Here is a 23,101-nt window from a genome sequence, read left to right as displayed (position 1 = left end):
CCGTCACCGCGTCATGGGCAGGGCCGCCAGCTCGGCGATCGCCCAGGTCAGCGGGGTCAGTACGGCCAGCAGCACACCGGTGCGCAGCACGGCCGCGCCACGGAGCAGCGAGTGCGGGATGCCCAGGCGGTTCAGCGCCGAGGTGGTGCCGGCGCGGCTCTGGCGGCTGTCGAGGGCCGCGGTGATGGCGGTGGCGGTGACGCAGGACATCACCAGGCCCGCGCCGAGGCCGGTGAGCGGGCCGAAGGGCCGTGATCCGTCGGCCTCCCACGCCGCGCCGTAGAGCTCGGCGGCGGCGAGCGACGCCGAGGCCACCGCGCACAGCACCCCGAGCGGCCGCCCGATCCGGGTGGCGGCGTCCTGTAGTATCCGCCCGGCCAGCAGCCTTACGGCTCCGGGTCGTCCGGCCGCCAGCAGGACCCCGCACCAGTGGGTCAGCCCGGGCCCGGCCAGGACGAGCCCCAGGGAGGCCAGCAGCCAGCCGCCGATGACGCCGGGGGAGGCACCGTCCGAGCCGGGCAGGGCGAGCAGGGCGTCGGGGGCCGGAGCCGGCCCCCGGGCCACGTACGCCTCCATGGCGAGGCCGACCGTGATGATCGTGATGCCCCAGGGGAGGCCGGTGTAGCTGGGCTTGGGCGCGCGTGGCGGTGCGGGCGTGACGGGAGCGGCGGGGGCGTCCGCGGTGTCCTGCGGGCCCTCGTCGGTGTGCTTCGCGGCCGCCCTGGCGCGCCGCTCGCCGCCCGAGCGCGGCCGCAGGACGAGGGCGCAGGTGCCGGCGGCGAGTACCGGCAGCAGGCCCAGGAGGGTCAGCGTCGCGGCCCACGGCAGGGGGGCGTTCCCGTCCAGCAGCCGGGAGGCGGAGCCGCTCAGCGGGGTGCCGCCGAGATCCCCGCGGAGCTCCAGGTAGACCAGCAGGGCGACGCCGCTGCCGACGGAGCAGGAGAGGGCCGTGGACGCCGCCGCGAGCAGGGACAGCCGCACCGGGCCGAGGCCGATGGCGTCGAGGCCGTCGCGGGGCCGGGTGGCGGGGTCCGTACGGGCCACGGCGAGGGCGAACTGCACGACGGCGGCCAGCGGCACGGCGCACCACACCAGCCGGACGAGTGATTCCCCGGTGGCCTTGGGGTGGGCCACCGCGTATCCGAGCGTGCACAGCAGCAGGAACCCGACGCCCGCGGCGGCGGCCACGACCAGCAGCCGCCGCAGCAGGACGAGCGGATGCGCGCCGCGCGTCAGGCGGAGACTGAGCACGCGGCCCTGCCCTCGCCCTCGGATGCCTCGGGGGACGGGATGCCGCTCGTGCGGCGGCCGTCGACCAGGGTGACGGCGCGGTCCGCCAGGGTGGCGACCTCCTCGTCCAGGCCGGCGACGACGACGGTGATCTGGTGCGAGCGCGCGGCCGTGGTCAGGGTGCGCAGCACCTGGGCCCGGTCGGCGTTGTGCAGCGGGGCGGTCGGCTCGTCCGCGAAGATCACTGTCGGTTCGGTGGTCAGCGCCCGTGCGATGGCGACCCGCTGACGCTGGGCCATGAGCAGCGCGCCGGGCCGCTTGCGGGCGCAGTCGCCGACGTCGAGGCGTTCCAGCCACTCGCCGGCGGTCCGCTTGGCGGCCCGGTGGCCGATGCCGCGCAGCAGCAGCGGCAGGGCCGCGTTCTCCCAGGCCGACAGCTCCGGTACGAGGTGGGGCTCGCTGTCGATCCAGCCGAACCGCTCCCGGCGCAGCCGCTCCCGCGCGGAGCGGGAGAGGGTGTGCACGGGCGCGCTGTTGAACCACACCTCGCCGGGGTGGGGGACGAGCTGTCCCGACAGGCACTTGAGCAGGGTGGACTTCCCGGAGCCACGTGGTCCGGTGACGGCGAGGATCTCGCCTTCGCGCACGCCGAGGGAGACTCCGGCGAGTGCGGGGGAACCGCTGTATGCGTAATGCAGGCCGCGTGCCCAGAGCACGTCGTTGTCCGGCGGGGCCACCATATCGAGCACCTCGGGTCGCTGAAGGGTCCGTTCCCCTGACCGGCTGAACGAACCGGAGGCCATTGGGTCACTGGCACCGTACGGAACCGGGATCCTAGCCCTCTCCCAGGCTCGGCGCTGGAGTGCCTCACTTTCCTCCGGTCGGCCTCATCCCCGGCCGTCGCCCAAGCGTCGGAGCGCGTACGCGCACGGCCGGTGAGCGGATGTGCGGCAGGGGCGTGGGCGGACATGGTGAAAGCCGTGGCCCACGCGCGCGTACTGCGAAGGGGGTCGCGCGGGGCCACGGCGGGGGGACGGTGTCCGGGAGCGGGCCGGACGCCGTCGGGTCGGTGCGGACGGCCGGCCGGGCCGCCGCTCGGACCATAGGTCAGATCTTCGTCCAGGCCTCCGTAAGGACGCCGCGGAGGATCTGCTCGATCTCGTCGAAGGTCGACCGGCCGGCGATCAGCGGCGGCGCGACCTGGATGACCGGGTCGCCGCGGTCGTCGGCCCGGCAGTACAGCCCGTTCTCGAACAGCTTCTTCGATACGAAGCCGTAGAGCAGCCGCTCGCAGTCCTCGGGCGTGAACGACTCCTTGGTGGCCTTGTCCTTCACCAGCTCGATGCCGTAGAAGAAGCCGTTGCCGCGGACGTCGCCGACGATCGGCAGGTCGTGCAGCTTGGACAGGGTCGACAGGAAGGCCGACTCGTTGTCCAGCACGTGCTGGTTGAGGCCCTCGCGCTCGAAGATGTCGAGGTTGGCCAGCGCGACGGCGGCGGAGACCGGGTGGCCGCCGAAGGTGTAGCCGTGCAGGAAGGTCGCGTCGCCCTTGAAGAACGGCTCGGCGATCCGGTCGGAGATGACGGCCGCGCCGATGGGGGAGTAGCCGGAGGTCATGCCCTTGGCACAGGTGATGATGTCCGGGACGTAGCCGAACTTGTCGCAGGCGAACATCGTGCCGAGGCGGCCGAAGGCGCAGATGACCTCGTCCGACACCAGCAGGACGTTGTACTTGTCGCAGATCTCGCGGACCCGCTGGAAGTAGCCGGGGGGCGGTGGGAAGCAGCCGCCCGCGTTCTGCACGGGCTCCAGGAAGACGGCGGCGACGGTGTCGGGGCCCTCGAAGAGGATCTGCTGCTCGATCTGGTCGGCGGCCCAGCGGCCGAAGGCCTCCGGGTCGTCGCCGTGGACCGGGGCGCGGTAGATGTTGGTGTTGGCGACCTTGTGCGCGCCGGGGACCAGCGGCTCGAAGGGGGCCTTGAGGGCCGGCAGGCCGGTGATGGACAGGGCGCCCTGGGTGGTGCCGTGGTAGGCGACCGACCGCGATATGACCTTGTACTTCCGGTGGTTGCCGGTCAGCTGGTGGTACTGCTTCGCCAGCTTCCAGGCGGTCTCGACGGCCTCGGCGCCGCCGGTGGTGAAGAAGACCTTGTTGAGGTCGCCGGGGGCGTAGTGGGCCAGCCGCTCCGCCAGCTCCACGGCCCTGGGGTGGGCGTAGCTCCACACCGGGAAGAAGGCCAGCTCCTGCGCCTGCTTGTTGGCGGCCTCGGCCAGCTCGGCGCGGCCGTGGCCGGCCTGGACCACGAACAGGCCGGCGAGACCGTCGAGGTAGCGCTTGCCCTTGTCGTCGTAGATGTAGGTGCCCTCACCGCGCACGATGGTCGGCACGGATGCGTTCTCGTACGACGACATGCGGGTGAAGTGCATCCACAGGTGGTCGTACGCCGTCTGGGAGAGGTCCTTGCTCACGGCTATCGGGTTCCCCATGTGTAGGTCTGCTTGCGGAGCTTGAGGTAGACGAAGCTTTCGGTGGAGCGCACGCCGGGGAGGGTCCGGATGCGCTTGTTGATCGTTTCCAGGAGGTGGTCGTCGTCCTCGCAGACGATCTCGATGAGGAGATCGAAGGAGCCGGCCGTCACCACGACGTACTCCACCTCGTCCATCGCGGTCAGGGCGTCGGCGACGGGGTCGAGGTCGCCCTCGACGTTGATGCCGACCATCGCCTGGCGCCGGAATCCCACGGTGAGCGGGTCCGTGACGGCGACGATCTGCATCACGCCCTGGTCGAGCAGCTTCTGCACGCGCTGCCGGACGGCCGCCTCGGACAGACCTACGGCCTTGCCGATCGCCGCGTAGGGGCGGCGGCCGTCCTCCTGGAGTTGCTCGATGATCGCCAGGGAGACGGCGTCGATCGACTGCGTGCCCTGCACGCTCTTGGGGTCTGCACTACGAGTGGCCACGGAGTCCACTGTGCATGGGACTCGCCCGTGTGGCAACCCTGAATCGATGAAATTCGTTGTGTGGAACCTTTTGAAGAACTGATTCCGTTGTTCATGGGTAGTGGGTATGTCGAAAGCGTCGCCTTACTGACTAGGCTGGGCGTCTCACCCAATGGACCTGAAAGAAGGGGTGGCGCACGTGACCACCGAGCTGCGTCGTCTTCGCAACTACATCGACGGAGAGTTCCGGGAGGCCGCCGACGGGCGGACCACGGAGGTGGTCAACCCGGCCACCGGCGAGGCGTACGCCGTCGCCGCCCTGTCCGGCCCGGCCGATGTCGACGCGGCCATGGCCGCGGCCCAGGCCGCGTTCCCGGCCTGGCGCGACCTGGTGCCGGCCGAGCGCCAGAAGGTGCTCCTCAAGATCGCCGATGCCTTCGAGGTGCGGGCCGAGGAGCTGATCGCCGCCGAGTCCGAGAACACCGGCAAGCCGCTGGCGCTCACCCGCAGCGAAGAGATCCCGCCGATGGTGGACCAGATCCGCTTCTTCGCGGGTGCCGCCCGGATGCTGGAGGGCCGCTCCGCCGGCGAGTACATGGAGGGCATGACCTCCATCATCCGGCGCGAGCCGATCGGCGTCTGCGCGCAGGTCGCGCCGTGGAACTACCCCATGATGATGGCCACGTGGAAGTTCGCCCCGGCGCTCGCCGCGGGCAACACCGTCGTCCTCAAGCCCTCCGACACCACCCCGGCCTCCACGCTGCTCATGGCCGAGATCATCGGCGGCGTGCTGGAGGAGCTCGGCCACCCCAAGGGCGTCTTCAACGTCCTGTGCGGTGACCGCGAGACCGGCCGCCTGATGGTGGAGCACTCCGTGCCGGCCATGGCCTCGATCACCGGCTCCGTGCGGGCGGGCATCCAGGTCGCCGCGTCCGCCTCCAAGGACGTCAAGCGGGTCCACCTGGAGCTCGGTGGCAAGGCGCCGGTCGTCGTCTTCGAGGACGCCGACATCGCCAAGGCCGTCGAGGACATCTCGGTCGCGGGCTTCTTCAACGCCGGCCAGGACTGTACGGCCGCGACCCGGGTGCTCGTGCACGAGTCGATCCACGACGAGTTCGTGACCGCGCTGGCCAAGGCCGCCGCCGACACCAAGACCGGGCAGCCGGACGACGAGGACGTGCTCTACGGCCCGCTCAACAACGCCAACCAGCTCCAGCAGGTGTCGGGCTTCATCGAGCGGCTCCCCTCGCACGCCAAGGTCGAGGCGGGCGGTCACCGCGTCGGCGAGAAGGGCTACTTCTTCGCCCCGACCGTCGTCTCCGGCCTTCAGCAGGACGACGAGATCATCCAGCACGAGGTCTTCGGCCCGGTCATCACCGTCCAGTCCTTCTCGGACGAGGAGCAGGCCGTCGGCTACGCCAACGGCGTCGAGTACGCGCTGGCCTCGTCGGTGTGGACCAAGGACCACGCCCGCGCCATGCGGATGTCCAAGCGGCTCGACTTCGGCTGCGTGTGGATCAACACCCACATCCCGCTGGTCGCCGAGATGCCCCACGGCGGCTTCAAGCAGTCCGGCTACGGCAAGGACCTCTCGGCGTACGGCTTCGAGGACTACACGCGCATCAAGCACGTGATGACGTCCCTCGGCTGAGACGCGACGGCAGTGCAGCGGTGGCCCCGCCGGATCATCCGGCGGGGCCACCGCCGTTCCCGGGGCGGGTCAGGGTGCGGGCCGTGCCGTGCCGGGCGGGCCGTAGAGGCGCAGGAAGGCGCGCACGCCGCCGCTGACGATGGTGTCGACCTCGGTCTCGGGCATCCTCACGGCGCCGAAGAGGGAGCCCTGGCTGACGTCCGAGACGGCCAGCAGCGCGAAGTGCCGCGCGGCCAAGCCCGCGTCGTCGATGTCGAGCAGCCCCTCCTCCGCCAGCTCGCCCAGCCGGTGGGCCAGCTGCCGGAAGGCGGGCCGCGGGCCGGCCTCCTGCCACGCCTCGATGACGGCGGGCTCCAGGTGGGACGCCTCCGCGTGGATCTGGCGTACGAGCGCGAAGTGGTCGGCGAACTCGGGTGGGGGCGAGGCCCAGTCGAAGGCGAAGGAGGTGAGGTCCCGCTCCAGATCGGTGATCTTGCCGAGGTGGCGCTCGACCATCGTCCGGTGCCAGGCGGTGACGGAGCCCGCGCTCTCGATGACGACGGAGCGGAAGAGCTCCTCCTTGTCCTGGAAGTGGTTGTAGATCGTGCGCTTCGACACCCCGGCCTCGGCGGCGATGGCGTCCACGCTGGCGCGGCTGAAGCCGTCCCGGGCGAAGACCGTGCGGGCGGCGCGCGTGATGGCCTGCCGCTTCTCCGCCATGCCGCGGCGGGGACGTCCGGCCGCGGGCTCCTGTGCTGCGGGCATCGCCGCTCCTCTCCAAGGGTCGCGAAGCGTGCCTCGCGAAAAATTGCACTGTTCGGTTTACCTGTTGCACTGCACGGTGTAGTTTACCTGTATGCCTTCCGAGTCCCCGCGGACCCGGCGGCCCAGCCCCGTCATGACGGTGCTCGTGGTCCTGCTGGGTTTCCTCACGCTGCCCATGTCCATGTCCGGCACGACCGTCGCGATCCCCCGCATCGGCGAGGACCTGCACGCCTCCGGCGCCTCCCTGCAATGGGTCGTGACGGGCTATTTCCTCACGGCCTCCTCCCTCATGCTCGTCTCCGGCTCGCTCGGCGACCTCTTCGGCCGTCGCCGGATCTTCTCCATAGGCGCCGCCGTCTACACCGCCGGGGCCCTCGGCAGCGCCGTGGTGAACGACATCCTGCTGCTCGACGTGGCCCGTACGCTCTCCGGCGCGGGCGCGGCCGGAGTGATGGCCGGCGGCGGCGCGATCCTCGCGTCCACCTTCCAGGGCGCGGCCAGGACCCGGGCCTTCGCCGCCATGGGGACCATGGGCGGCATCGGTCTCGCGATCGGCCCGACGTTCTCCGGGTGGATGGTCGGTGGGCTGGGCTGGCGCACGACCTTCGGGGTCTTCGCGGCCGCCGGCCTGGTGATCCTCCTGGGCACCGCCTTCATCGGCGAGTCGCGGGCCGACCACCGCCCGAAGGTCGACCGGCCGGGAGTAGCCAGCTTCATCGGCGGCCTGGCGCTGCTGATGTTCGGCATCACCCAGGGCGCGCAGGCCGGCTGGGGCAGCCCCCGGGTGCTCGGCCCCGTGGCCGCCGGAATCCTGCTGCTGGTGGTGTTCGCGGCCGTCGAGCGGCGCAGCGACCATCCGGTGCTCGACCTGACCCTGGTCCGTGACCGCCGCTTCATGGGCTGGAGCCTGGCGGCCCTCGCGGTGCCCGTCGGTTCCTCCGGGGTGCTGGTGTTCCTGCCGACCTACCTCCAGGGTGTGAACGGCCTCTCCGCCCGGGACGCCGGACTGAGCATGCTGATGCTGACGGCCCCCGTGCTCGTCCTCCCCGCCGCCGGCGGCCGGCTGGTCAACCGGGGGGTACCCGCCCGCTTCCTGGTGGGGCTGGCCCTGCTGCTCCTCGCGGGCGGCAACGCCTGGCTCACCGTGCTCCACCCGGGCATATCGGCCCTCGCCCTGCTCGGCCCCCTCCTCGCCATCGGCACCGGCAACGGCCTGGTGGTCGGTATCATCGATGCCCAGGCGATGAGCCTGGTGGAGCCTGCCCGGGTGGGCATGGCGGCCGGATTCCTCAACACCGTCAAGGGCGGCGCCAACGCCCTGGTGGTGGCCGTGGTCGGCGCGGTGCTGACCAGCTTGATCCAGGCCCGTACGGGCTCGGCCGAGCTGGCCGGGAAGATCGCCGCCGGTGACCTCTCCGGACCCGCCGAGGCGCTGCACGCGGCACAGTTCACCGACGCCTGGCACATCGTCCTCTGGTCGGTCGCGGCCCTGTGCGCCCTGGGCGCGGTCACCGTCCACCTGCTGCTCGCCCCGGCCGGGCCCGTCAAGGTGTCGGGGGGTGCGGACAGCTCCCGGACAGGCCGTACATTGTCCGCGAAGATCTGACCCGTCAAGCTGCCGAAATGCGAGTGAGCCCCGTGAAGAGCCTGTCCCGCCGGTCCCTGCTGCGCGTGCTCGGCGCCGGCGCGGGCGCCGCCGCACTCGCCGGCTGCGGGGTCCCCGCGGCCTACGTCGAGCCCGGCGACCGGGCCGCGGCGGACCGCTCCGGCCGGGACAAGCGGCTCGTCTTCGCCAACTGGCCGCTCTACATCGACACCGACGAGGACGACGCCCAGCTCCGCCCGACGCTGGACGAGTTCGAGAAGGCCAGCGGGATCTCGGTGAAGTACACCGAGGAGATCAACGACAACGACGAGTTCTTCGGGAAGATCAGCCCGGCGCTGATGAACCACAAGGACACCGGCCGGGATCTCGTCGTCGTCAGCGACTGGATGTGCGCCCGCTATGTGCACCTGGGCTGGGTGCAGGAGATGGACCGCTCCCGTCAGCCGAACGTCGCCCGCAACCTCGACCCGCTGTTGCGCGAGCCGCCCTTCGACCCCGGCCGCCGGCACACCGTCCCCTGGCAGTCCGGCATCACCGGCATCGCCTACAACCGCAAGAAGCTCGGCCGCGAGATCCGGCACACCTCCGAGCTGTGGAAGGACGACCTGCGTGGCCGGGTCACCCTGCTGGCCGGGCTGGACGAGGCGTTCTGCCTGCTCATGCAGGGCAACGGCGCAGACGTCACCCGCTGGACCGCCGACGACTTCCACACCATGACCGACCAGCTGCGCCGGCTGGTGAGCAAGCGCCACATCCGCCGCTTCACCGGCAACGACTACATCAAGGACCTCTCCTCCGGCGACGTCCTGGCCTGCCAGGCCTACTCCGGCGACATCATCCAGCTCCAGGCCGACAACCCCGACATCGAGTTCGTGGTCCCGGAGGAGGGCGCCGAGCTCTGGGCGGAGAGCCTGATGATTCCCAACCTCGCCCGCCACAAGAGCAATGCCGAGCGGCTCATCGACCACTACTACCAGCCGGAGGTCGCGGCCCGGCTCGCCACCGCGGTCAACTACGTCTGCCCCGTGCCCGCCGCGCGGGACGTCCTCGCCTCCTCCCCGGACAAGGAGGTCGCCGAGCTCGCCGGGAACCCCCTGATCTTCCCGAGCGACGACATGCGCAAGCGCCTCGGGACCGCCCGCGACATGACCTCCAAGGAGCGCCCCGCGTTCGCCAAGGAGTGGAACGAGATCGTCGGCCTCTGAGGCGGCCCCCGGGCGGCCGGGGTCCCGTCCCCCTCAAGGCGGCCTCCGTGAAAGACCGTTGAGGCTGCCTGAATCCATACCCGCTACGCCCCCGCACTACGGATTCCGTCGTAAGTCAAGGTCTTGACCGGCGATCTTGTGCATCGTCAGACTGTCGCCGTCGCCGACGAGCCATCGGCGTGCAGACCACTACGGGGGAGTGATCGCACTGGACGGCAAGACGAGCCTGCCCGCGAGGGCCGGCCTCTCCGAAGCCCTGGCGGCCCTGCCGCAGGACACCGGCGCGGCCGGCTTCGGAGCGGACATCGACGCGGCGCACGAGGTGCTGCTGGCGCCGGACGCCTCGGCCGAGGAGCGGGAGACGGCCCTGCTCGGCTGGCTGCGCCGGTCCCAGCCCTGCCTGTTCGGACGCCTCGCCGCCAGGTCCTGGCAGGGCCCGGGCGCCTCCAAGGGGCTGGGCGTCGACATCTGCTGGTTCGGCCCGGAGGACCTCGCCCGGGGCCACGCCCACCTCGCGGCCCGGATCTGGACCGCGCGGGCCGCCTGGAAGCGCCGGGCGGTCACCGGCCAGAGCAGCGCCTTCCTGATCGTCTTCAACGACGAGCGGCTCGCCCGGGCGCTGCCCGGCCCCGAGTTCGCCGACCTGTGCCGGAGCCTGGCCGACAGCTACCTCTCCGAATGGGCGCCCCTCGCCTTCGACACCGTCTACGCCGAGGCCGTGCCGCTGGAGCAGCCCGACGGCTCCCTGGTCCTCTTCAAGGCCAGCACCCAGCTCTTCTACACCGCCGCCCACCAGCGCCGTAACCACGACCGCAGGATCCCCGGCGGGGTGGTGATCTCGGTCAACGCCCCGGGCCACTACGCCCATTCGCTCGTCACCCGCGGCCTGCTGCCCGACCTCGGGGCGGCCATGGACTTCGTCCGCGACAACGCCCACCGCACCATCGGCAACGGCGGCATCGGCCACCCGGACCGCCTCACCAGCAGCTGGCACAACCCCGCCCGTCCCGGCTGCCCCGCCGACACCTTCTCCGCCACCCACCAGATCGACGTCCTCGTCCAGAAGGACGTCGTCGGCGACGACACCCTGCGCCTGGGCACCCACCGTGAGGAGGAGATCTGGCCCTCGCTGCGGCTGGACTACCTCACGGCGAAGGACTTCTCGGTCGGCGACCCCGACCACGGCTGGGCCAACGGCCTGCCCATCGAGCACGACGCCCTGCTCACCAACCCCTGGGAGCCCGTCGTCGCCGCCAACACCCCCGACTTCAACTACTGACCACCCGCGGCGCGCCCCGCCGGGACGGAGACCTCCATGCTCATCAGGGACATGAGTGACAGCCGGCTCACCGACGCCTACGGCATCCGCTACCAGCAGGTCTACCCCCACGGCGGCGAGGACCTCGCCGACTGGGGCCTGGGCCGGGCCGTCATCCCGCCCGGCGGCGAGACCGAGCCGCACGACCACCACGAGGAGCACGAGGCGTTCGTCATCCTCTCGGGCAGCGGGGTCATGGTCATCGACGACGAGACGCGGCCCGTCTCCGCGCCCTCGGCCGTGCTCATCCCCAACGGCTCCCGCCACCAGCTGAGGAACGCCAGCGACACCGAGCCGCTCGTCTTCCTCTCGCTCTACTGGCCGCCCGCCATGGGCCCGCTCGACCTCTGACCCGCGCTCCACCGGCCCGCGCTCCCCACCCCGGAGATCCCGCACATGCTCACGCGCACCCTCGTCACCGCGGCACCGCCCACCCCCAACGGCGACCTGCACCTCGGTCACCTCTCCGGCCCCTACTCCGGAGCCGACATCCACACCCGGGCGCTCCGCCTCCACGGCACGCCGGTCCGCTACCTCACCGGCTCGGACGTCCACCAGAGCTACGTCCCCCTCAAGGCCCGCGCCCTGGGCGAGGACCCCCTCGCGCTCGCCGACCGGTACGCGGACGTCGTCGCCGCCATCTTCACCTCGGCCGCCTTCGAGGCCGACACCTACGTCCGGCCCCAGCACTCCCGCCTCCACCAGGAAGCCGTACGGGACTTCGTCGCCACCCTCCACCGCACCGGCCGGATCGTCCCCCGCACGGCGGAGGGGCTCCACTGCGCCGCCTGCGACCGCTACCTCTTCGAAGGGCACGTCAGCGGCGGCTGCCCCCGCTGCGGCGCCGACAGCGACGGCAACTCCTGCGAGGAGTGCGCCTGGCCCAATGTCTGCACCGACCTCGTCGACCCCGTCTGCAACACCTGTGGAGCCACACCGGTTGCACGCACCTACGAGCGCCTCGTCTTCCCCCTGGGCCGGTACACCGACCGGCTGCGCGCCCTGCACGCCGGCACCGCGATGAGCCCCCAGCTGGAGGAGCTCTGCGCCGGCCTGCTGGCCGGCGAGCTCCCCGACATCCCCGTCACCCACCCCACCGACTGGGGGCTCCCCGTCCCCGTGGCGGGCTTCGAGGAGCAGCGCGTCTACGTCTGGGCCGAGATGGTCCCCGGCTATTTCGCCGAACTCCAGGAGGCCCTGCGCGCCGAAGGAGCGGACCCCGGCGGCTGGCGCGAGGAGTGGAACGCCTCCCGGATCGTCCAGTTCTTCGGCTTCGACAACGGCTACTTCCACACTGTCCTCTTCCCGGCCCTGATGATGGCCTACGACGAGGGCCTGCGGCTGCCGGACGCCTTCGTCACCAACGAGTTCTTCCAGCTGGACGACGCGAAGTTCTCCAAGAGCCGCGGCCACGCCATCTGGGCCGACGCGCTGCTCGCCAAGGTGCCCGGCAGCGTCGTCCGCTTCGCGCTCGCCCACGACCGGCCGGAGACCGCCCGCACCTCCTTCACCTGGGACCGCTTCCGCCGGCTGGCCGACGAGGAACTGGCCGGAGCCTGGCAGGGCTGGCTCGACGGGCTCTTCCGGCGCGTCACCGCCGTCGGCGGCGGCCGGGTCCCCGCACCCGGCACGCCCACCCCCTCCCAGGCCGCCTTCGCCTCCGCCGTCGACGCGCTGGCCGACGAGTGCCTCGCCGCCCTCACCGCCGAAACGTTTTCCCCGCAGCGGGCCACCCGCTGCCTCGGCGAACTCGTCCGCCTCTCCACCGCCTTCGCCGCCGGGCAGTCCCGCCTGCTCGCCGCCCGCCCCGGCGACGACCGCGCCCGTACGGCCGTCGCCCTCGAAGCACGCGCGGCCCGCACCCTGGCCGCCTGCGCCCACCCCCTCATGCCGGACTTCGCCCGGCAGCTCTGGCACGCCCTCGGCCTGCCCGGCGAGCCCACCCGCGACGCCGGGCGGGCGGACCTCCGCGGCACTGGGACCCACCCCGTTGTCCCCGGCCCCCACACCTTCTTCACGCCGCTGCCCGCCGACATCGACACCCGGGTGATGGGCGGATGACCCGGGCCCGCGCATGAGCCGCGCACTCGTCATCGGCGCCGGGGTCTTCGGCCTGTCCCTCGCCCGCGAACTCGCGGGCCGGGGCCGGTCCGTCGACCTCGTCGACCCCCGCCCCGCCGGCGCGGGCAGCGGCCCCTCCTACGCCGACACCCGCATCCTGCGCTGTGCCCACGGACCGGACCGCTTCTACGCCCGCTCCGCCTGGCGGGCCCGGACGCTCTGGCGGGAGCTGGAGGCCGAGACCGGCGAGCGGTTCCTCCACCCCACCGGCGCGCTGCTGCTCGCCACCGGCCCCGACACCGGCTGGGAGCGGGCGAGCCTCGGCACCCTGCGCGACCTCGGCATCCCCGTCGAACACGTGCCGGCCGCCGCCCTGCCCGGCCGCTTCCCCGGCTGCACCGCCCACGGTGTCTCCTTCGCCGTCCACGAACCCGGCGGCGCCGTGCTCGCGGCCCGTACGGCCATGCGCGCCCTCGCCGCCTCCGCCGCGCGGCACGGCGTCCGCACCACCGTGGGCACCGCCGTGCCCGACGGCGAGGGCGCCCGCGTCGACGGCCGGCTCCACACCGCCGACCTCGTCGTCTGGGCCGTGGGCCCGGCCCTGCCCGTGCTCTTCCCCGGCCTCACCGGGGTCGTCGCCGAACGGCAGGACAGCTACTGGCTCACCGCGCGCGGCCCCTGGGCGGCGGGCGGCCCCGCCTGGATCGACCGCTCGGCGGAGATGTACGGCGTGCCGGCGCTCGGCGGCGCGGCCACCGTGAAGATCGTGCCGGACAGCGTCGCGACGGACCTCGCGCACGTCCACGCCGCGGTGGCCGCCGGCGAACTCCCGCCGCACGCGCGGCGCTACGTCGCCACCCGCTTCCCCGCCCTCGCCGAGGCGCCCGTCGAGCGGCGCGAGGAGTGCGCGTACGCCTGGTCGCCCGACGAGCACTTCGTCCTCGACCGCCTGCCCGGCACCCGCGACGGCTGGCTGGTCGGCGGCGACTCCGGACACGGCTTCAAGCACGGGCCGGCCTGGGCCCGGTACGTGGCCGACGTCCTCGACGGGACGGCCGAGCCGCTCCCGCGCTTCGCCCTGCGCGGGCCCTCCGCGGCGCCGGGGGCACACCGAGAACCACCGGGAGAAGAGTCATGAGCGAGCAGCGACACGAGCCGCGGAACGAGCGGAACGAGCAGGAGACAGAGCGGCCGAACGGGTCCTCGCACGAGCAGGAGTACCCGCGGCACCCCTGGACGCCCGCCTGCGCCGCCGTCGCCGACCGGCTGACGCCCGGCGCCGACGTGGTCGTACGGGGCCGGAAGTGGCGGGTGGCCGGCCGGGTGGTGGCCACGGACCACGAGGAGACCTGGCTGGAGGTCCTGCTGGAGGACGGCTCGGAGACGTCCTGGCTCGCCGTCGAGACCCTGGGGGGCGACCCCCGCCTCTCGCTCTGGCGGCGCGCCGAGGCGACCACCGCGGGCTTCGACCTCGCGTCCGCCACGCTGCGCGGCGCGGTCCTGACCGAGACGGCGCGTGGCGAGGCCCGCTATGTGACGGAGGGCCGGTTCGCCTGGGCGCTGCCGGCCGCCGGGCGGCTGGTCCACCGTGAGTACGAGGGCCCGGAAGGCCGGGTCGCGGCGGCCCGCTTCAGCCCGGAAGGGCCCTGGCTCGTGGGCGTCGGCACGCCCCTGGGCGGCGCGGAGGCCCTTGAGGGACCCGAGGGACTCGATGAGGAAGGGGACGGCGGGACGACGGAGCCCGGCGACTGGTGGACCGCGTTCTTCGGCGACATCTACACCGACTCCGACATCGAACAGCAGGACCCCGGCCTCACCCGCACCATGGTCGACTGCGTCACCGCGCTGCTGCCGCCCGCCACCCACCCCCGCCTGCTCGACCTCGCCTGCGGCACCGGCCGCCACGCGGTGCCGCTGGCGGGCGCCGGCTACCGCGTCACCGGCGCCGACCTGTCGGCCGACTACCTCGGCCAGGCGCGCCGCCGGGCCGCGGCCGCCGGGCGCGACGTCGCCTTCGTACGGGCCGACATGCGCGACCTCGGCGCCTTCCCCGACGGCTCCTTCGACGCCGTGACCAACCTCCACACGAGCTTCGGCTTCTTCCACGACGCGGCCGAGGACATGCGCGTCCTCCACGAGGTGCGCCGGGTCCTGGCGCCCGGCGGCCGGTTCCTCCTCGACGTCGTCAACCGGGACGCCTTCCTCCGGCAGACCAGCGAGGTCTTCGGCGTCCCCGAGGACCAGTACGTCATCCGCAACTTCGACAGCTCCACCGGCCGGACGTTCCTCCACGAGGAGGTCTTCGACCCGCTGACCAGCCGCATCCGCTGGACCGTGACCGAGCCCGCCACCGGGCGCTCGTCCACCGCCGACTACCGCGTCTTCAGCGCCCACGAGCTCCTGGCCATGCTGCGGGCCGCCGGTCTGCGCGTGGAGGCGGTGCACGGGGACTACGACCGCTCGCCGTTCACCGTCCACGCGCCCAGCGTGGTCGTGCTCGCCTCGGCCCCAGCCGCCCGCTGAAGCCCTCACGCCCCGGACGTCACCCCCTTTGACGTCACCTCACCTCACGATTGGCGATCCGATCACCATGCCGACCGCACTCCACCGCATGATCAACCAGCAGGCCGCCGCCCTCGAACACGTCGCGGGCCTCGACCTGGCCGAGCGGGCCGCCGTCCTCGCCGCCGCCCGCCGGGTCGTCGTCACCGGCACCGGGACCAGCCAGCACGCCGCCGAGCTCGGCGCCGCGATGCTGGAGCGGGCCGGCCTCGACGCCCGCTGGGTGCCCGCCGTCCAGTGGTCCCGGTGGAGCGCGGGTCACCGGCCCGGTGACGTCCTCCTGGTCATCACCCACACCGCCGAGACCGCCTTCGCGGTCCGCGCGCGGGCCGCCGCCCAGGAGGCCGGCGTCCCCGTCGTCTCCGTCACCGGCACGGGCCGCGGCTGGCCGGAGGCGATCGGGACGGTCGCCCCCGAGGAGTCCGAGACCTACACCGTCAGCTACACCTCCGCGCTCGGCGTCCTCGCCCGGCTCGCCCACCTCGCCGGCGCCCCCGAGGGCTCCGCCGACGACCTCCGGCGCACGGCGGAGCAGGTGCGCGCCGTCTGCGCCGAGCCGGGCATCGACCACATCGCGGTCCCCGCGCGCAGCCTGGCGGTCATCGGCTGCGGGCCCTGGGGCGTCACCGCCCGCGAGGGCGCCCTGAAGATCCGCGAAGGGGCCCGGATCCTCGCCGAGGGCTTCGACTCCGACCGCTTCCTGCACGGCTCGGCCGTGCCCTACACCGCCGCCGACGGCCTCGTCGTCCTCGAACCGGCCGCCGACGCCGACGGCCTGACCGCGGCCCTCGCGGACGCCGCCCGGCGCGAGGGCATCGCGACCGCCACGCTGGAGGCGCCCGCCGGGGACCCGCTGCCGCCGCTCCTCGCCCAGATCCCCATGACCGTCCGCCTCCAGCTGCTGGCCGACCGCTACGCCGCCCTGCGCGGCCAGGACCCCGACGAGGCCATCGTCGGCGCCTGGGCCGACAGCGCGCTGTGGCGGATGGGTACCCCGGGCCGGTGAACCTCCCGCTGCCCGCCCGCCTCGCCCGGCTCTCCCGTCACCAGGTCGCGCTGGTGTCGGCCGCCCTGTTCTGGGGCAGCTCGGCGACCTTCACCAAGTCCGCGCTGGACGCGCTGCCGCCGCTGACGCTGCTGGTGATCCAGCTGGCGTCGGCGACGGCCGTGCTCTGGGCGGTGCTCCTGATCCGCGGTCCACGGCGCCCACCCGGCCGGAAGTGGGTCGTCCGCCTCGGTCTCCTGGGGCTGCTGGAACCCGCGCTCGCCTACGCGTTCTTCACCTTCGGACTCACCCGCACCACGGCGTCCAACGCCTCCCTGCTCACCGGCCTGGAGTCGTTTTTCGCCATCGGCATGGCCTGCCTCTTCCTGCGCGAGAGACTCACCGGGCGGGCCTGCGTGGCGCTCGTCCTGGCCCTCGCGGGGGTGGCCACGCTGGAGGGCCTCGGCTCGGGCTTCGCGCCGCACCCCGGGGACGGGCTGGTGCTCGCCGGGGTGGTGTGCGCGGCGAGCTACGTCATGCTCGCCGCGCGGGCGGCCGAGCACGTGGACGCGCTGACGATGACGGCGTACCAGTTCTCGTCCGGGCTGCTGTGCACCCTGCCGTTCGCGGTGGCGCGGTGGGCGGGCGGCGCGGAGTCCCTGCCCACGGACGCCTCGGCCGGGGCCTGGACCGCGGCCGTGCTGTCCGGGGTCGTCGGCTACGCCGCGAGCTTCCTGCTCTACAACTACGCGATCAAGGCCGTACGGGCCACGACGGCGGCGATGGTCCTCAACCTCATCCCCGTCTTCGGCGTCGCCTGCGCCGCGCTGTTCCTCGGCGAGCGGCTGACGGGCGCGGCGCTGGCCGGCGCCGTGCTGATCGTCGGCGCGGTCGTGGTCTTCTCCACGACGGAGGCCGACGTCCCGCCCGCAGCCGGCTCGCCGCCGGAGGAAAGGGAGGAGGAAGGGGACGGCGTCGCCGTCCCCACCGGGAGGTCAGCGGGGCAGCAGTGACCGCAGGGCGTCGATGCGGTTCGTGGTGATCGAGTCGACGCCCGCGGCGAGCAGCCGGCGCATGGTGAAGCGGGTGTCCGCCGTCCACGCGGAGACCAGCATTCCCGCGGCGTGGTCGCGGGCGACCAGCTCCGGGGTCACCAGCCCGAAGCGGTAGTTCATCCAGCGCGGCCGGACCGCGTCGAGCAGCGCCGCGCGGGGCGGCACGAGCGTCGTCCAGGTGAGCGCGATCTCGGCGTACGGGTCCGCGCGGCGCACGGCCAGCATCGCCGTGGGGCCGCCGCAGTAGTACACCCGCCCGGCCGCGCCGCTCGCGTGGACCTCGGCGACCGCCGCCTCCGTGGCCGCGGGGTCGGGCAGGTCGACGAAGAGCCGCGGCGCGGGCCCCGCCGGCCCGCCGTCCGTGAGGAGCGTGAGCGCCTCGCGCAGGGTCGGCACCCCACCGTCCGTCAGCTCGCGCAGCTCCTCGGCCGACAGCGAGTCCAGCAGCCGGGTTTGGCCCCACAGCCGTTCCAGCGTCGCGTCGTGCAGCAGGACGGGCACGCCGTCCCGCGTCAGCCGGACGTCGGTCTCCACCGCGCCCGCCCCGGCCCGGAGCGCCGAGCCGAGCGAGGCGAGGGTGTTCTCACGGTGGACGTACGGGTCGCCGCGGTGGGCGACGGCGGTGAACTCGGGGGCGGCTGCTGCGCGCGTCGGTTCGGACATGGGGCCATTCTTACCGGCGTCCCGCCGGGGACCGGACCCGCCGTGCCCCCGCCGGGCCCGGTCAGCCCCGCCAGGCCGCGGTGTAGTCGTCGATCTCCGCGCGCAGCGCCCGCTTGCCCGCCTCGTCCATGAAGGACGCCTCGACCGCGTTCTTGGCGAGCTCGGCGACGCCCCGGGCGTCGAGGTCCAGCAGCCGGGCCGCGACGCCGTACTCCCGGTTGAGGTCGGTGCCGAACATCGGCGGGTCGTCGCTGTTGATCGTGACCAGCACGCCCGCGGCCACCATCTCCTTGACCGGGTGCGCGTCGAGGTCGGTCACGGCCCGGGTGGCGAGGTTGGAGGTCGGGCAGACCTCCAGCGGGATCCGGTGCTCGGCGAGGTGGGCCAGCAGCGCCGGGTCCTGGGTGGCGCTCGTGCCGTGCCCGATGCGCTCGGCGCGCAGCTCGGTCAGCGCGTCCCAGATCGTCCCCGGGCCCGTGGTCTCCCCGGCGTGCGGGACGCTGTGCAGGCCGGCGGCGATCGCCCGGTCGAAGTAGGGCTTGAACTGCGGCCGGGGCACACCGATCTCGGGGCCGCCCAGCCCGAAGGAGACCAGCCCCTCCGGCTTGAGCTCGCAGGCGATCCGGGCCGTCTCCTCGGCGGCCTCCAGCCCGGCCTCGCCGGGGATGTCGAAGCACCAGCGCAGCACGACGCCCAGCTCCGCCTCCGCCGCCTTGCGGGCGTCCTCGATCGCCTCGACGAACGCGACGTCGGGGATGCCGCGCCGGGTCGAGCTGTACGGGGTCACGGTCAGCTCGGCGTAGCGGATGTTCTGCCGGGCCATGTCGCGCGCGACCTCGTACGTCAGCAGCCGTACGTCCTGGGCGTCGCGGATCAGGTCGACCACCGAGAGGTAGACCTCGATGAAGTGGGCGAAGTCGCGGAAGGTGAAGAAGTCGGCGAGCGCCTCGGGGTCGGTGGGCACCGGGGAGTCCGGGTGCCGGGCGGCCAGCTCGGCGACGATCCGCGGGGACGCGGAGCCGACATGGTGGACGTGCAGCTCCGCCTTGGGGAGCCCGGCGATGAACGAGTCGAGAACGGACATGCGCGCCTCCAGGGCTGCTCGGTCGACGGGGTGATCATCGTATGCGGGGCGGGTACGGGGGCCGTGCTCAGGCCTTAGCATGACGGAGTACCGACTGGGGAGGGCCATGTCCGAGAGGGCCGACCGAGCCGACGGGGCCGCCACGGCCGACGAGCAGCCCGGGGCGCGGGTCCGCGACCCCTGGGCGCCGCCGGAGCGGCGGGTGCCGCTGGACGAACCGACGACCGGAGCGCTGCCCGAGCAGCGGACCGCGGACGCGCCCGAACGGCCGGGCCACGCGGTGCCGCCGCCGCACGCCGCGGTGCCTCCCGCCCACCGCGCCGGACCACCGGGCGCCCCCTCCGCCGTTCCGCCGGTGCCTCCCGCGCCGACGGGTCCGGGGACCCCGAGCGCGTATCCGGGCGGTCCCTGGGGGCAGGGCCCCTACCCCCAGGGCTACCCGCAGGGGCCTGTGAACCCGCAGGCCCCCTACGCCACGACCGGCTACGGCTACCCCGTGGCCCCCGCCGGCCAGGTCCCTTACGGCGCACCGCCCTACGGCGGGCCCGTGCCCTACGGCCAGGTTCCGTACCAGCCGGGCTCGTACGGCTATCCGGTGCCGGCGTTCTACGGCGAGGACCCGCGCGCCATGGGCTCGGACAGCGGCTTCGGCGTCGCCGCGCTGGTGCTCGGCATCGTCGGCACCGTCATGTCCGTCACGGTGCTCTTCGGGGCGCTGCTCGGCATACTCGGCGTCATCTTCGGCGCGATAGGCCGGTCCAAGGTGAAGAACGGCCGGGCGTTCAACGGCGGCCAGGCGCTCACCGGGCTGATACTCGGGGCGCTGGCGTTCGTGCTGTCCGCGGTGATGCTCTTCGTCTACATCAGCGTCTCGGACGACGAGGACGGGTACGTGCCGGAGGATGATCCGGGGGCGACGTACGGGGCGTATGTGTCGGCGCCGTTGCGGCCGGGGCCCGCCGCCGGAGGCGGCTGACGCCGCGTGGCGGAACCTTCCGCCGGGCACCGCGCCTTGGTGCGTCCGGCGGGGCATTTGCCCTACCCGCCCCTTCCCGGAACCGGGGCTCCGCCCCGGACCCCGGTCCTCAAACTCCCCCAGCTACCGCTGGGAGGTGCCCCCGGACGGGCCGAATCGTCGCCCGGAACCGGGCCGGACACCGGCCCCGGGCAGGGAGGGGTCAGGCCCGCTCCGCCAGCCGCTGCCGGGCCTCCATCAGCGCGAAGCCCAGCAGGTTGTCGCCGCGCCACCGCCGCGGGTCCCGCGCCCGCTCGTCGTCGGCCGCGAGGCCGATGCCCCACACGCGGTCCAGCGGGCTCGCCTCGACGAGGACCCGCTCGCCGGTGCCCAGCAGGTAGTCGCGGAGCGCCGGGTCCTGGCCGAATTTGTGCACGCTGCCCTCGGCCACCAGGTCGAAGCGGTGGCGGCGCCAGCGCTCCTCGTCGAAGCCGCGCACCGTGCGGCCCGCGTCCTTGGCCTGCTTGGGGTGCGCGGCCGCGAGGGCCCGTGCCTCCGCCTCGGCGTCGCCGAACAGCCGGGCCTTGCCCGCCATCATCCAGTGCTCGGCCGTGGCGTACGTGATGCCGCCCACCGTGAACGGCGACGGCCACCACTGGCTGAAACAGCTCGCGCCTATGCTGCCGTCGGGCCGCGGCCGGTGGCCCCAGAAGTAGACGTACGTGACGCGCTCGCCGCGGCCGAGGACCGCCGACAGCTCCGCCACCGTGCGAGGCCCGTCCGCGTGGCTCTCCGGCCCGTTCTCCCCGTTGATCGTCATCCGGCCATTCTGGCGGCCCGGACACCGCACGTGAAGTCAATTACTGACCGTCAACCCTTCGCCATAACATTGCCCGACGCAGTCCAACGGAGGGGACAACCTTATGTCTGACTACCAGCAGAATCCTTACGGCGCGCCCCAGCAGCCGCCGGCGCCGGGGTACGGCTACCCCACGCAGGGCCAGGGCCAGACTCAGGGCTACCCGGCCCAGAGCCCGAGCCAGGGCTACCCCGCGCAGGGCGCCTACCCGGCAGCGCCCCCGGTCCAGCCCTACCCCGGTGGCTACGCCGTCCCGATGCAGCCCAACAACAGCATGGGCACCGCCGGTCTGGTCTGCGGAATCATCGGCACGGTGTGCAGCCTGCTGGTCTTCCTGTGGTTCTTCGGCCTGATCCTGGGCATCCTCGGCATCATCTTCGGCGCCGTCGGCCGCTCCAAGGTGACGAAGGGCGAGGCGACCAACCGCAGCGCCGCCACCACCGGCATCGTGCTGGGCATCGCGGCGCTCGTGATCCCCGTCCTGTGGTTCGCGCTCTTCGCGAGCATCATCAGCGCGGGCTCCTGGGGGGCGTGACGATCCGGCCGTTCCGTCACCGATTCCGTCGTGATGTCAAAACACCACGACGGAATCCCTTGTTGCCGACCCTCTCCTCTGCCAAGATCTGCAACCAACGCGATCGGTCGAGGAGTATGCGATGGGCCAGCGGTTCGATGTGACGGAGCGGTTCGCCGACGGCGCGCAGTACATCGGGGGCCGGCTGCGGACCGGCACCTCCGGCCGCCGGCAGGCGATCGTCGACCCGGCCACCGGAGCCGAACTCCTCGGCTACGAACCGGCCGGGCCCGCCGACGTCGACGCCGCGGTGACCGCCGCCGCGCGGGCCCTGCCCGGCTGGGCCGGAGCCACCCCCGGCGACCGCGCGGGCGCGCTGCACCGCTTCGCGGACGTCCTGGCCGGCCGGGCCGAGGAGCTCGCCCGCACCGAGACCGCCCAGTGCGGCAAGCCCATCCGGCTCAGCACGGAGTTCGACGTCCCGGGCACGGTCGACAACACCTCTTTCTTCGCGGGCGCCGCCCGGCACCTGGAGGGCCGCTCCGCCGGCGAGTACAGCGCCGACCACACCTCTTACGTCCGCCGCGAGCCGATCGGCGTCGTGGGCTCGATCGCGCCCTGGAACTACCCGCTCCAGATGGCTGCCTGGAAGGTCCTGCCGGCCATCGCCGCCGGCAACACCGTCGTCCTCAAGCCTTCCGAGCTCACCCCGCTCACCTCCCTGATGTTCGCCCAGGCCGCGTCCGACGCCGGCATCCCCGACGGCGTGGTCAACGTCGTCAGCGGCGCGGGCGAGGACGCGGGGGAGCACCTCGTCGGCCATCCGTCCGTCGCCATGACCTCCTTCACCGGCTCCACCCCGGTCGGCAGGCGCGTCGCCGAGATCGCCACCCGCACGGTCAAGCGGCTCCACCTCGAACTCGGCGGGAAGGCCCCCTTCCTCGTCTTCGACGACGCCGACCTGGAGGCCGCCGTCCACGGCGCCGTCGCCGGCGCGCTCATCAACGCCGGCCAGGACTGCACCGCCGCGACCCGCGCCTATGTCCAGCGACCGCTGTACGAGGCCTTCGTGGCCGGCGTCGCCGACCTCATGGCCACCGTCCGCCTCGGCGACCCCTTCGACCCCGCCACCGACCTCGGCCCGCTCATCTCCCACGCCCACCGCGACCGCGTCGCCGGCTTCGTGGACCGCGCCCGCTCCTACGCCACCGTCGTCACCGGCGGCGCGGCCCCCGCCGGCGACCTCGCCAAGGGCGCGTACTACCTCCCCACCCTGCTCACCGGCGCCCCGCAGGACAGCGAGGCCGTGCAGCGGGAGATCTTCGGCCCCGTCCTGGTCGTGCTGCCCTTCGACGGCGACGACGAGGGCCTGGCGCTCGCCGGTGACACCCCCTACGGCCTGGCCGCCTCCGTCTGGAGCCGGGACGTCTACCGCACCGGCCGCGCCACCAGGGAACTGCGGGCCGGCTGCGTCTGGGTCAACGACCACATCCCGATCGTCAGCGAGATGCCCCACGGCGGCTTCCGCGCCTCGGGCTACGGCAAGGACATGTCGGCCTACTCCTTCGAGGAGTACACCCAGGTCAAGCATGTGATGTCCGACAACACCGCGGTCGCCCGGAAGGACTGGCACCGCACCGTCTTCGGTGGGCGCTGAGCACCCCCCGCAT

General features: G+C 73.2%; 21 protein-coding genes. 13 read left to right on the top strand and 8 right to left on the bottom strand.

The genetic code is table 11. From position 1 onward, the window contains the following. Positions 1-3 precede the first annotated feature (3 nt). From SMD11_RS09465 to SMD11_RS09450, 4 genes are all read right to left on the bottom strand, one after another. Positions 4-1,251 carry a hypothetical protein gene (locus SMD11_RS09465; RefSeq protein ID WP_087926030.1) on the bottom strand — a complete coding sequence of 416 codons (1,248 nt, stop codon included), beginning with the start codon at positions 1,249-1,251 and terminating at the stop codon, positions 4-6. Next, positions 1,233-1,970 (bottom strand): ABC transporter ATP-binding protein, encoded by a 738-nt coding sequence (locus SMD11_RS09460; protein WP_087926029.1) that lies wholly within the window; start codon positions 1,968-1,970, stop codon positions 1,233-1,235. The genes SMD11_RS09465 and SMD11_RS09460 overlap by 19 nt, the downstream gene beginning before the upstream one ends. Positions 1,971-2,337: 367 nt before the next feature. Beyond that, positions 2,338-3,717 (bottom strand): aspartate aminotransferase family protein, encoded by a 1,380-nt coding sequence (locus SMD11_RS09455; protein ID WP_087926028.1) that lies wholly within the window; start codon positions 3,715-3,717, stop codon positions 2,338-2,340. Beyond that, positions 3,702-4,199 (bottom strand): Lrp/AsnC family transcriptional regulator, encoded by a 498-nt coding sequence (locus tag SMD11_RS09450; protein WP_087926027.1) that lies wholly within the window; start codon positions 4,197-4,199, stop codon positions 3,702-3,704. The genes SMD11_RS09455 and SMD11_RS09450 overlap by 16 nt, the downstream gene beginning before the upstream one ends. A gap of 169 nt (positions 4,200-4,368) precedes the next feature. Between SMD11_RS09450 and SMD11_RS09445 the strand changes: the two genes are divergently transcribed. After that, on the top strand, positions 4,369-5,820 hold the full coding sequence (locus SMD11_RS09445; protein ID WP_087930382.1) for a gamma-aminobutyraldehyde dehydrogenase: 1,452 nt from the start codon (positions 4,369-4,371) through the stop codon (positions 5,818-5,820). Positions 5,821-5,889: 69 nt separating this feature from the next. Here SMD11_RS09445 and SMD11_RS09440 read toward each other — a convergent pair whose 3' ends face one another. Further along, positions 5,890-6,564 (bottom strand): TetR/AcrR family transcriptional regulator, encoded by a 675-nt coding sequence (locus SMD11_RS09440; protein WP_234365976.1) that lies wholly within the window; start codon positions 6,562-6,564, stop codon positions 5,890-5,892. Positions 6,565-6,655: 91 nt separating this feature from the next. On the opposite strand from SMD11_RS09440, the gene SMD11_RS09435 reads away from it, so the two are divergent. The 9 genes from SMD11_RS09435 (at position 6,656) to SMD11_RS09395 (ending at position 17,314) form a co-directional block, all read left to right on the top strand. Further along, positions 6,656-8,170, top strand: coding sequence for an MFS transporter (locus tag SMD11_RS09435; protein ID WP_087926025.1), 1,515 nt, complete (start codon positions 6,656-6,658; stop codon positions 8,168-8,170). A 41-nt stretch (positions 8,171-8,211) separates the two neighbouring features. After that, on the top strand, positions 8,212-9,375 hold the full coding sequence (locus SMD11_RS09430) for a polyamine ABC transporter substrate-binding protein (protein WP_087930381.1): 1,164 nt from the start codon (positions 8,212-8,214) through the stop codon (positions 9,373-9,375). Between the two features lie 199 nt (positions 9,376-9,574). Continuing rightward, positions 9,575-10,654: a hypothetical protein gene (locus SMD11_RS09425; protein WP_087926024.1), complete on the top strand. Its 1,080-nt coding sequence runs from the start codon at positions 9,575-9,577 to the stop codon at positions 10,652-10,654. A gap of 36 nt (positions 10,655-10,690) precedes the next feature. Next, entirely contained in the window at positions 10,691-11,044 is a 354-nt protein-coding gene (locus SMD11_RS09420) for a cupin domain-containing protein (RefSeq protein WP_087926023.1), read from the top strand. Positions 11,045-11,089: 45 nt separating this feature from the next. Next, positions 11,090-12,754: a methionine--tRNA ligase gene (locus SMD11_RS09415; RefSeq protein WP_087926022.1), complete on the top strand. Its 1,665-nt coding sequence runs from the start codon at positions 11,090-11,092 to the stop codon at positions 12,752-12,754. 13 nt (positions 12,755-12,767) lie between these two features. Continuing rightward, complete coding sequence (locus SMD11_RS09410; protein WP_087926021.1) at positions 12,768-13,892, top strand: NAD(P)/FAD-dependent oxidoreductase; 1,125 nt, start codon at positions 12,768-12,770, stop codon at positions 13,890-13,892. Next, positions 13,889-15,277 (top strand): DUF4178 domain-containing protein, encoded by a 1,389-nt coding sequence (locus SMD11_RS09405; protein WP_087926020.1) that lies wholly within the window; start codon positions 13,889-13,891, stop codon positions 15,275-15,277. The genes SMD11_RS09410 and SMD11_RS09405 overlap by 4 nt, the downstream gene beginning before the upstream one ends. Before the next feature lie 67 nt (positions 15,278-15,344). Beyond that, on the top strand, positions 15,345-16,322 hold the full coding sequence (locus SMD11_RS09400) for an SIS domain-containing protein (protein WP_087926019.1): 978 nt from the start codon (positions 15,345-15,347) through the stop codon (positions 16,320-16,322). Beyond that, positions 16,319-17,314, top strand: coding sequence for a DMT family transporter (locus SMD11_RS09395; protein WP_159395274.1), 996 nt, complete (start codon positions 16,319-16,321; stop codon positions 17,312-17,314). The genes SMD11_RS09400 and SMD11_RS09395 overlap by 4 nt, the downstream gene beginning before the upstream one ends. Here the strand turns inward: SMD11_RS09395 and SMD11_RS09390 are convergent. Continuing rightward, positions 17,297-18,019, bottom strand: a complete 723-nt coding sequence (locus tag SMD11_RS09390; protein ID WP_087926017.1) for a glycerophosphodiester phosphodiesterase — start codon at positions 18,017-18,019, stop codon at positions 17,297-17,299. The two genes, SMD11_RS09395 and SMD11_RS09390, sit on opposite strands and share 18 nt — an antisense overlap. 61 nt (positions 18,020-18,080) lie before the next feature. Further along, positions 18,081-19,103 (bottom strand): adenosine deaminase, encoded by a 1,023-nt coding sequence (locus SMD11_RS09385; RefSeq protein WP_087926016.1) that lies wholly within the window; start codon positions 19,101-19,103, stop codon positions 18,081-18,083. Positions 19,104-19,209: 106 nt separating this feature from the next. On the opposite strand from SMD11_RS09385, the gene SMD11_RS09380 reads away from it, so the two are divergent. Next, positions 19,210-20,079, top strand: a complete 870-nt coding sequence (locus SMD11_RS09380) for a DUF4190 domain-containing protein (RefSeq protein WP_087926015.1) — start codon at positions 19,210-19,212, stop codon at positions 20,077-20,079. Between the two features lie 202 nt (positions 20,080-20,281). Here SMD11_RS09380 and SMD11_RS09375 read toward each other — a convergent pair whose 3' ends face one another. Next, positions 20,282-20,878: an NADAR family protein gene (locus tag SMD11_RS09375; RefSeq protein ID WP_087926014.1), complete on the bottom strand. Its 597-nt coding sequence runs from the start codon at positions 20,876-20,878 to the stop codon at positions 20,282-20,284. A gap of 103 nt (positions 20,879-20,981) precedes the next feature. On the opposite strand from SMD11_RS09375, the gene SMD11_RS09370 reads away from it, so the two are divergent. Both SMD11_RS09370 and SMD11_RS09365 read left to right on the top strand, forming a co-directional pair. After that, a complete protein-coding gene (locus SMD11_RS09370; RefSeq protein WP_087926013.1) occupies positions 20,982-21,452 on the top strand; it encodes a DUF4190 domain-containing protein in 471 nt (156 codons plus the stop codon). A gap of 121 nt (positions 21,453-21,573) precedes the next feature. Next, positions 21,574-23,088: a gamma-aminobutyraldehyde dehydrogenase gene (locus tag SMD11_RS09365; RefSeq protein WP_087926012.1), complete on the top strand. Its 1,515-nt coding sequence runs from the start codon at positions 21,574-21,576 to the stop codon at positions 23,086-23,088. The last annotated feature ends 13 nt before the right edge of the window (positions 23,089-23,101 follow it).

The organism is Streptomyces albireticuli (genome assembly GCF_002192455.1).
GTDB lineage: Bacteria > Actinomycetota > Actinomycetes > Streptomycetales > Streptomycetaceae > Streptomyces > Streptomyces albireticuli_B.
Note: the sequence above shows the minus strand (reverse complement) of the source record. Positions and strands in the feature narration are given on the sequence as shown.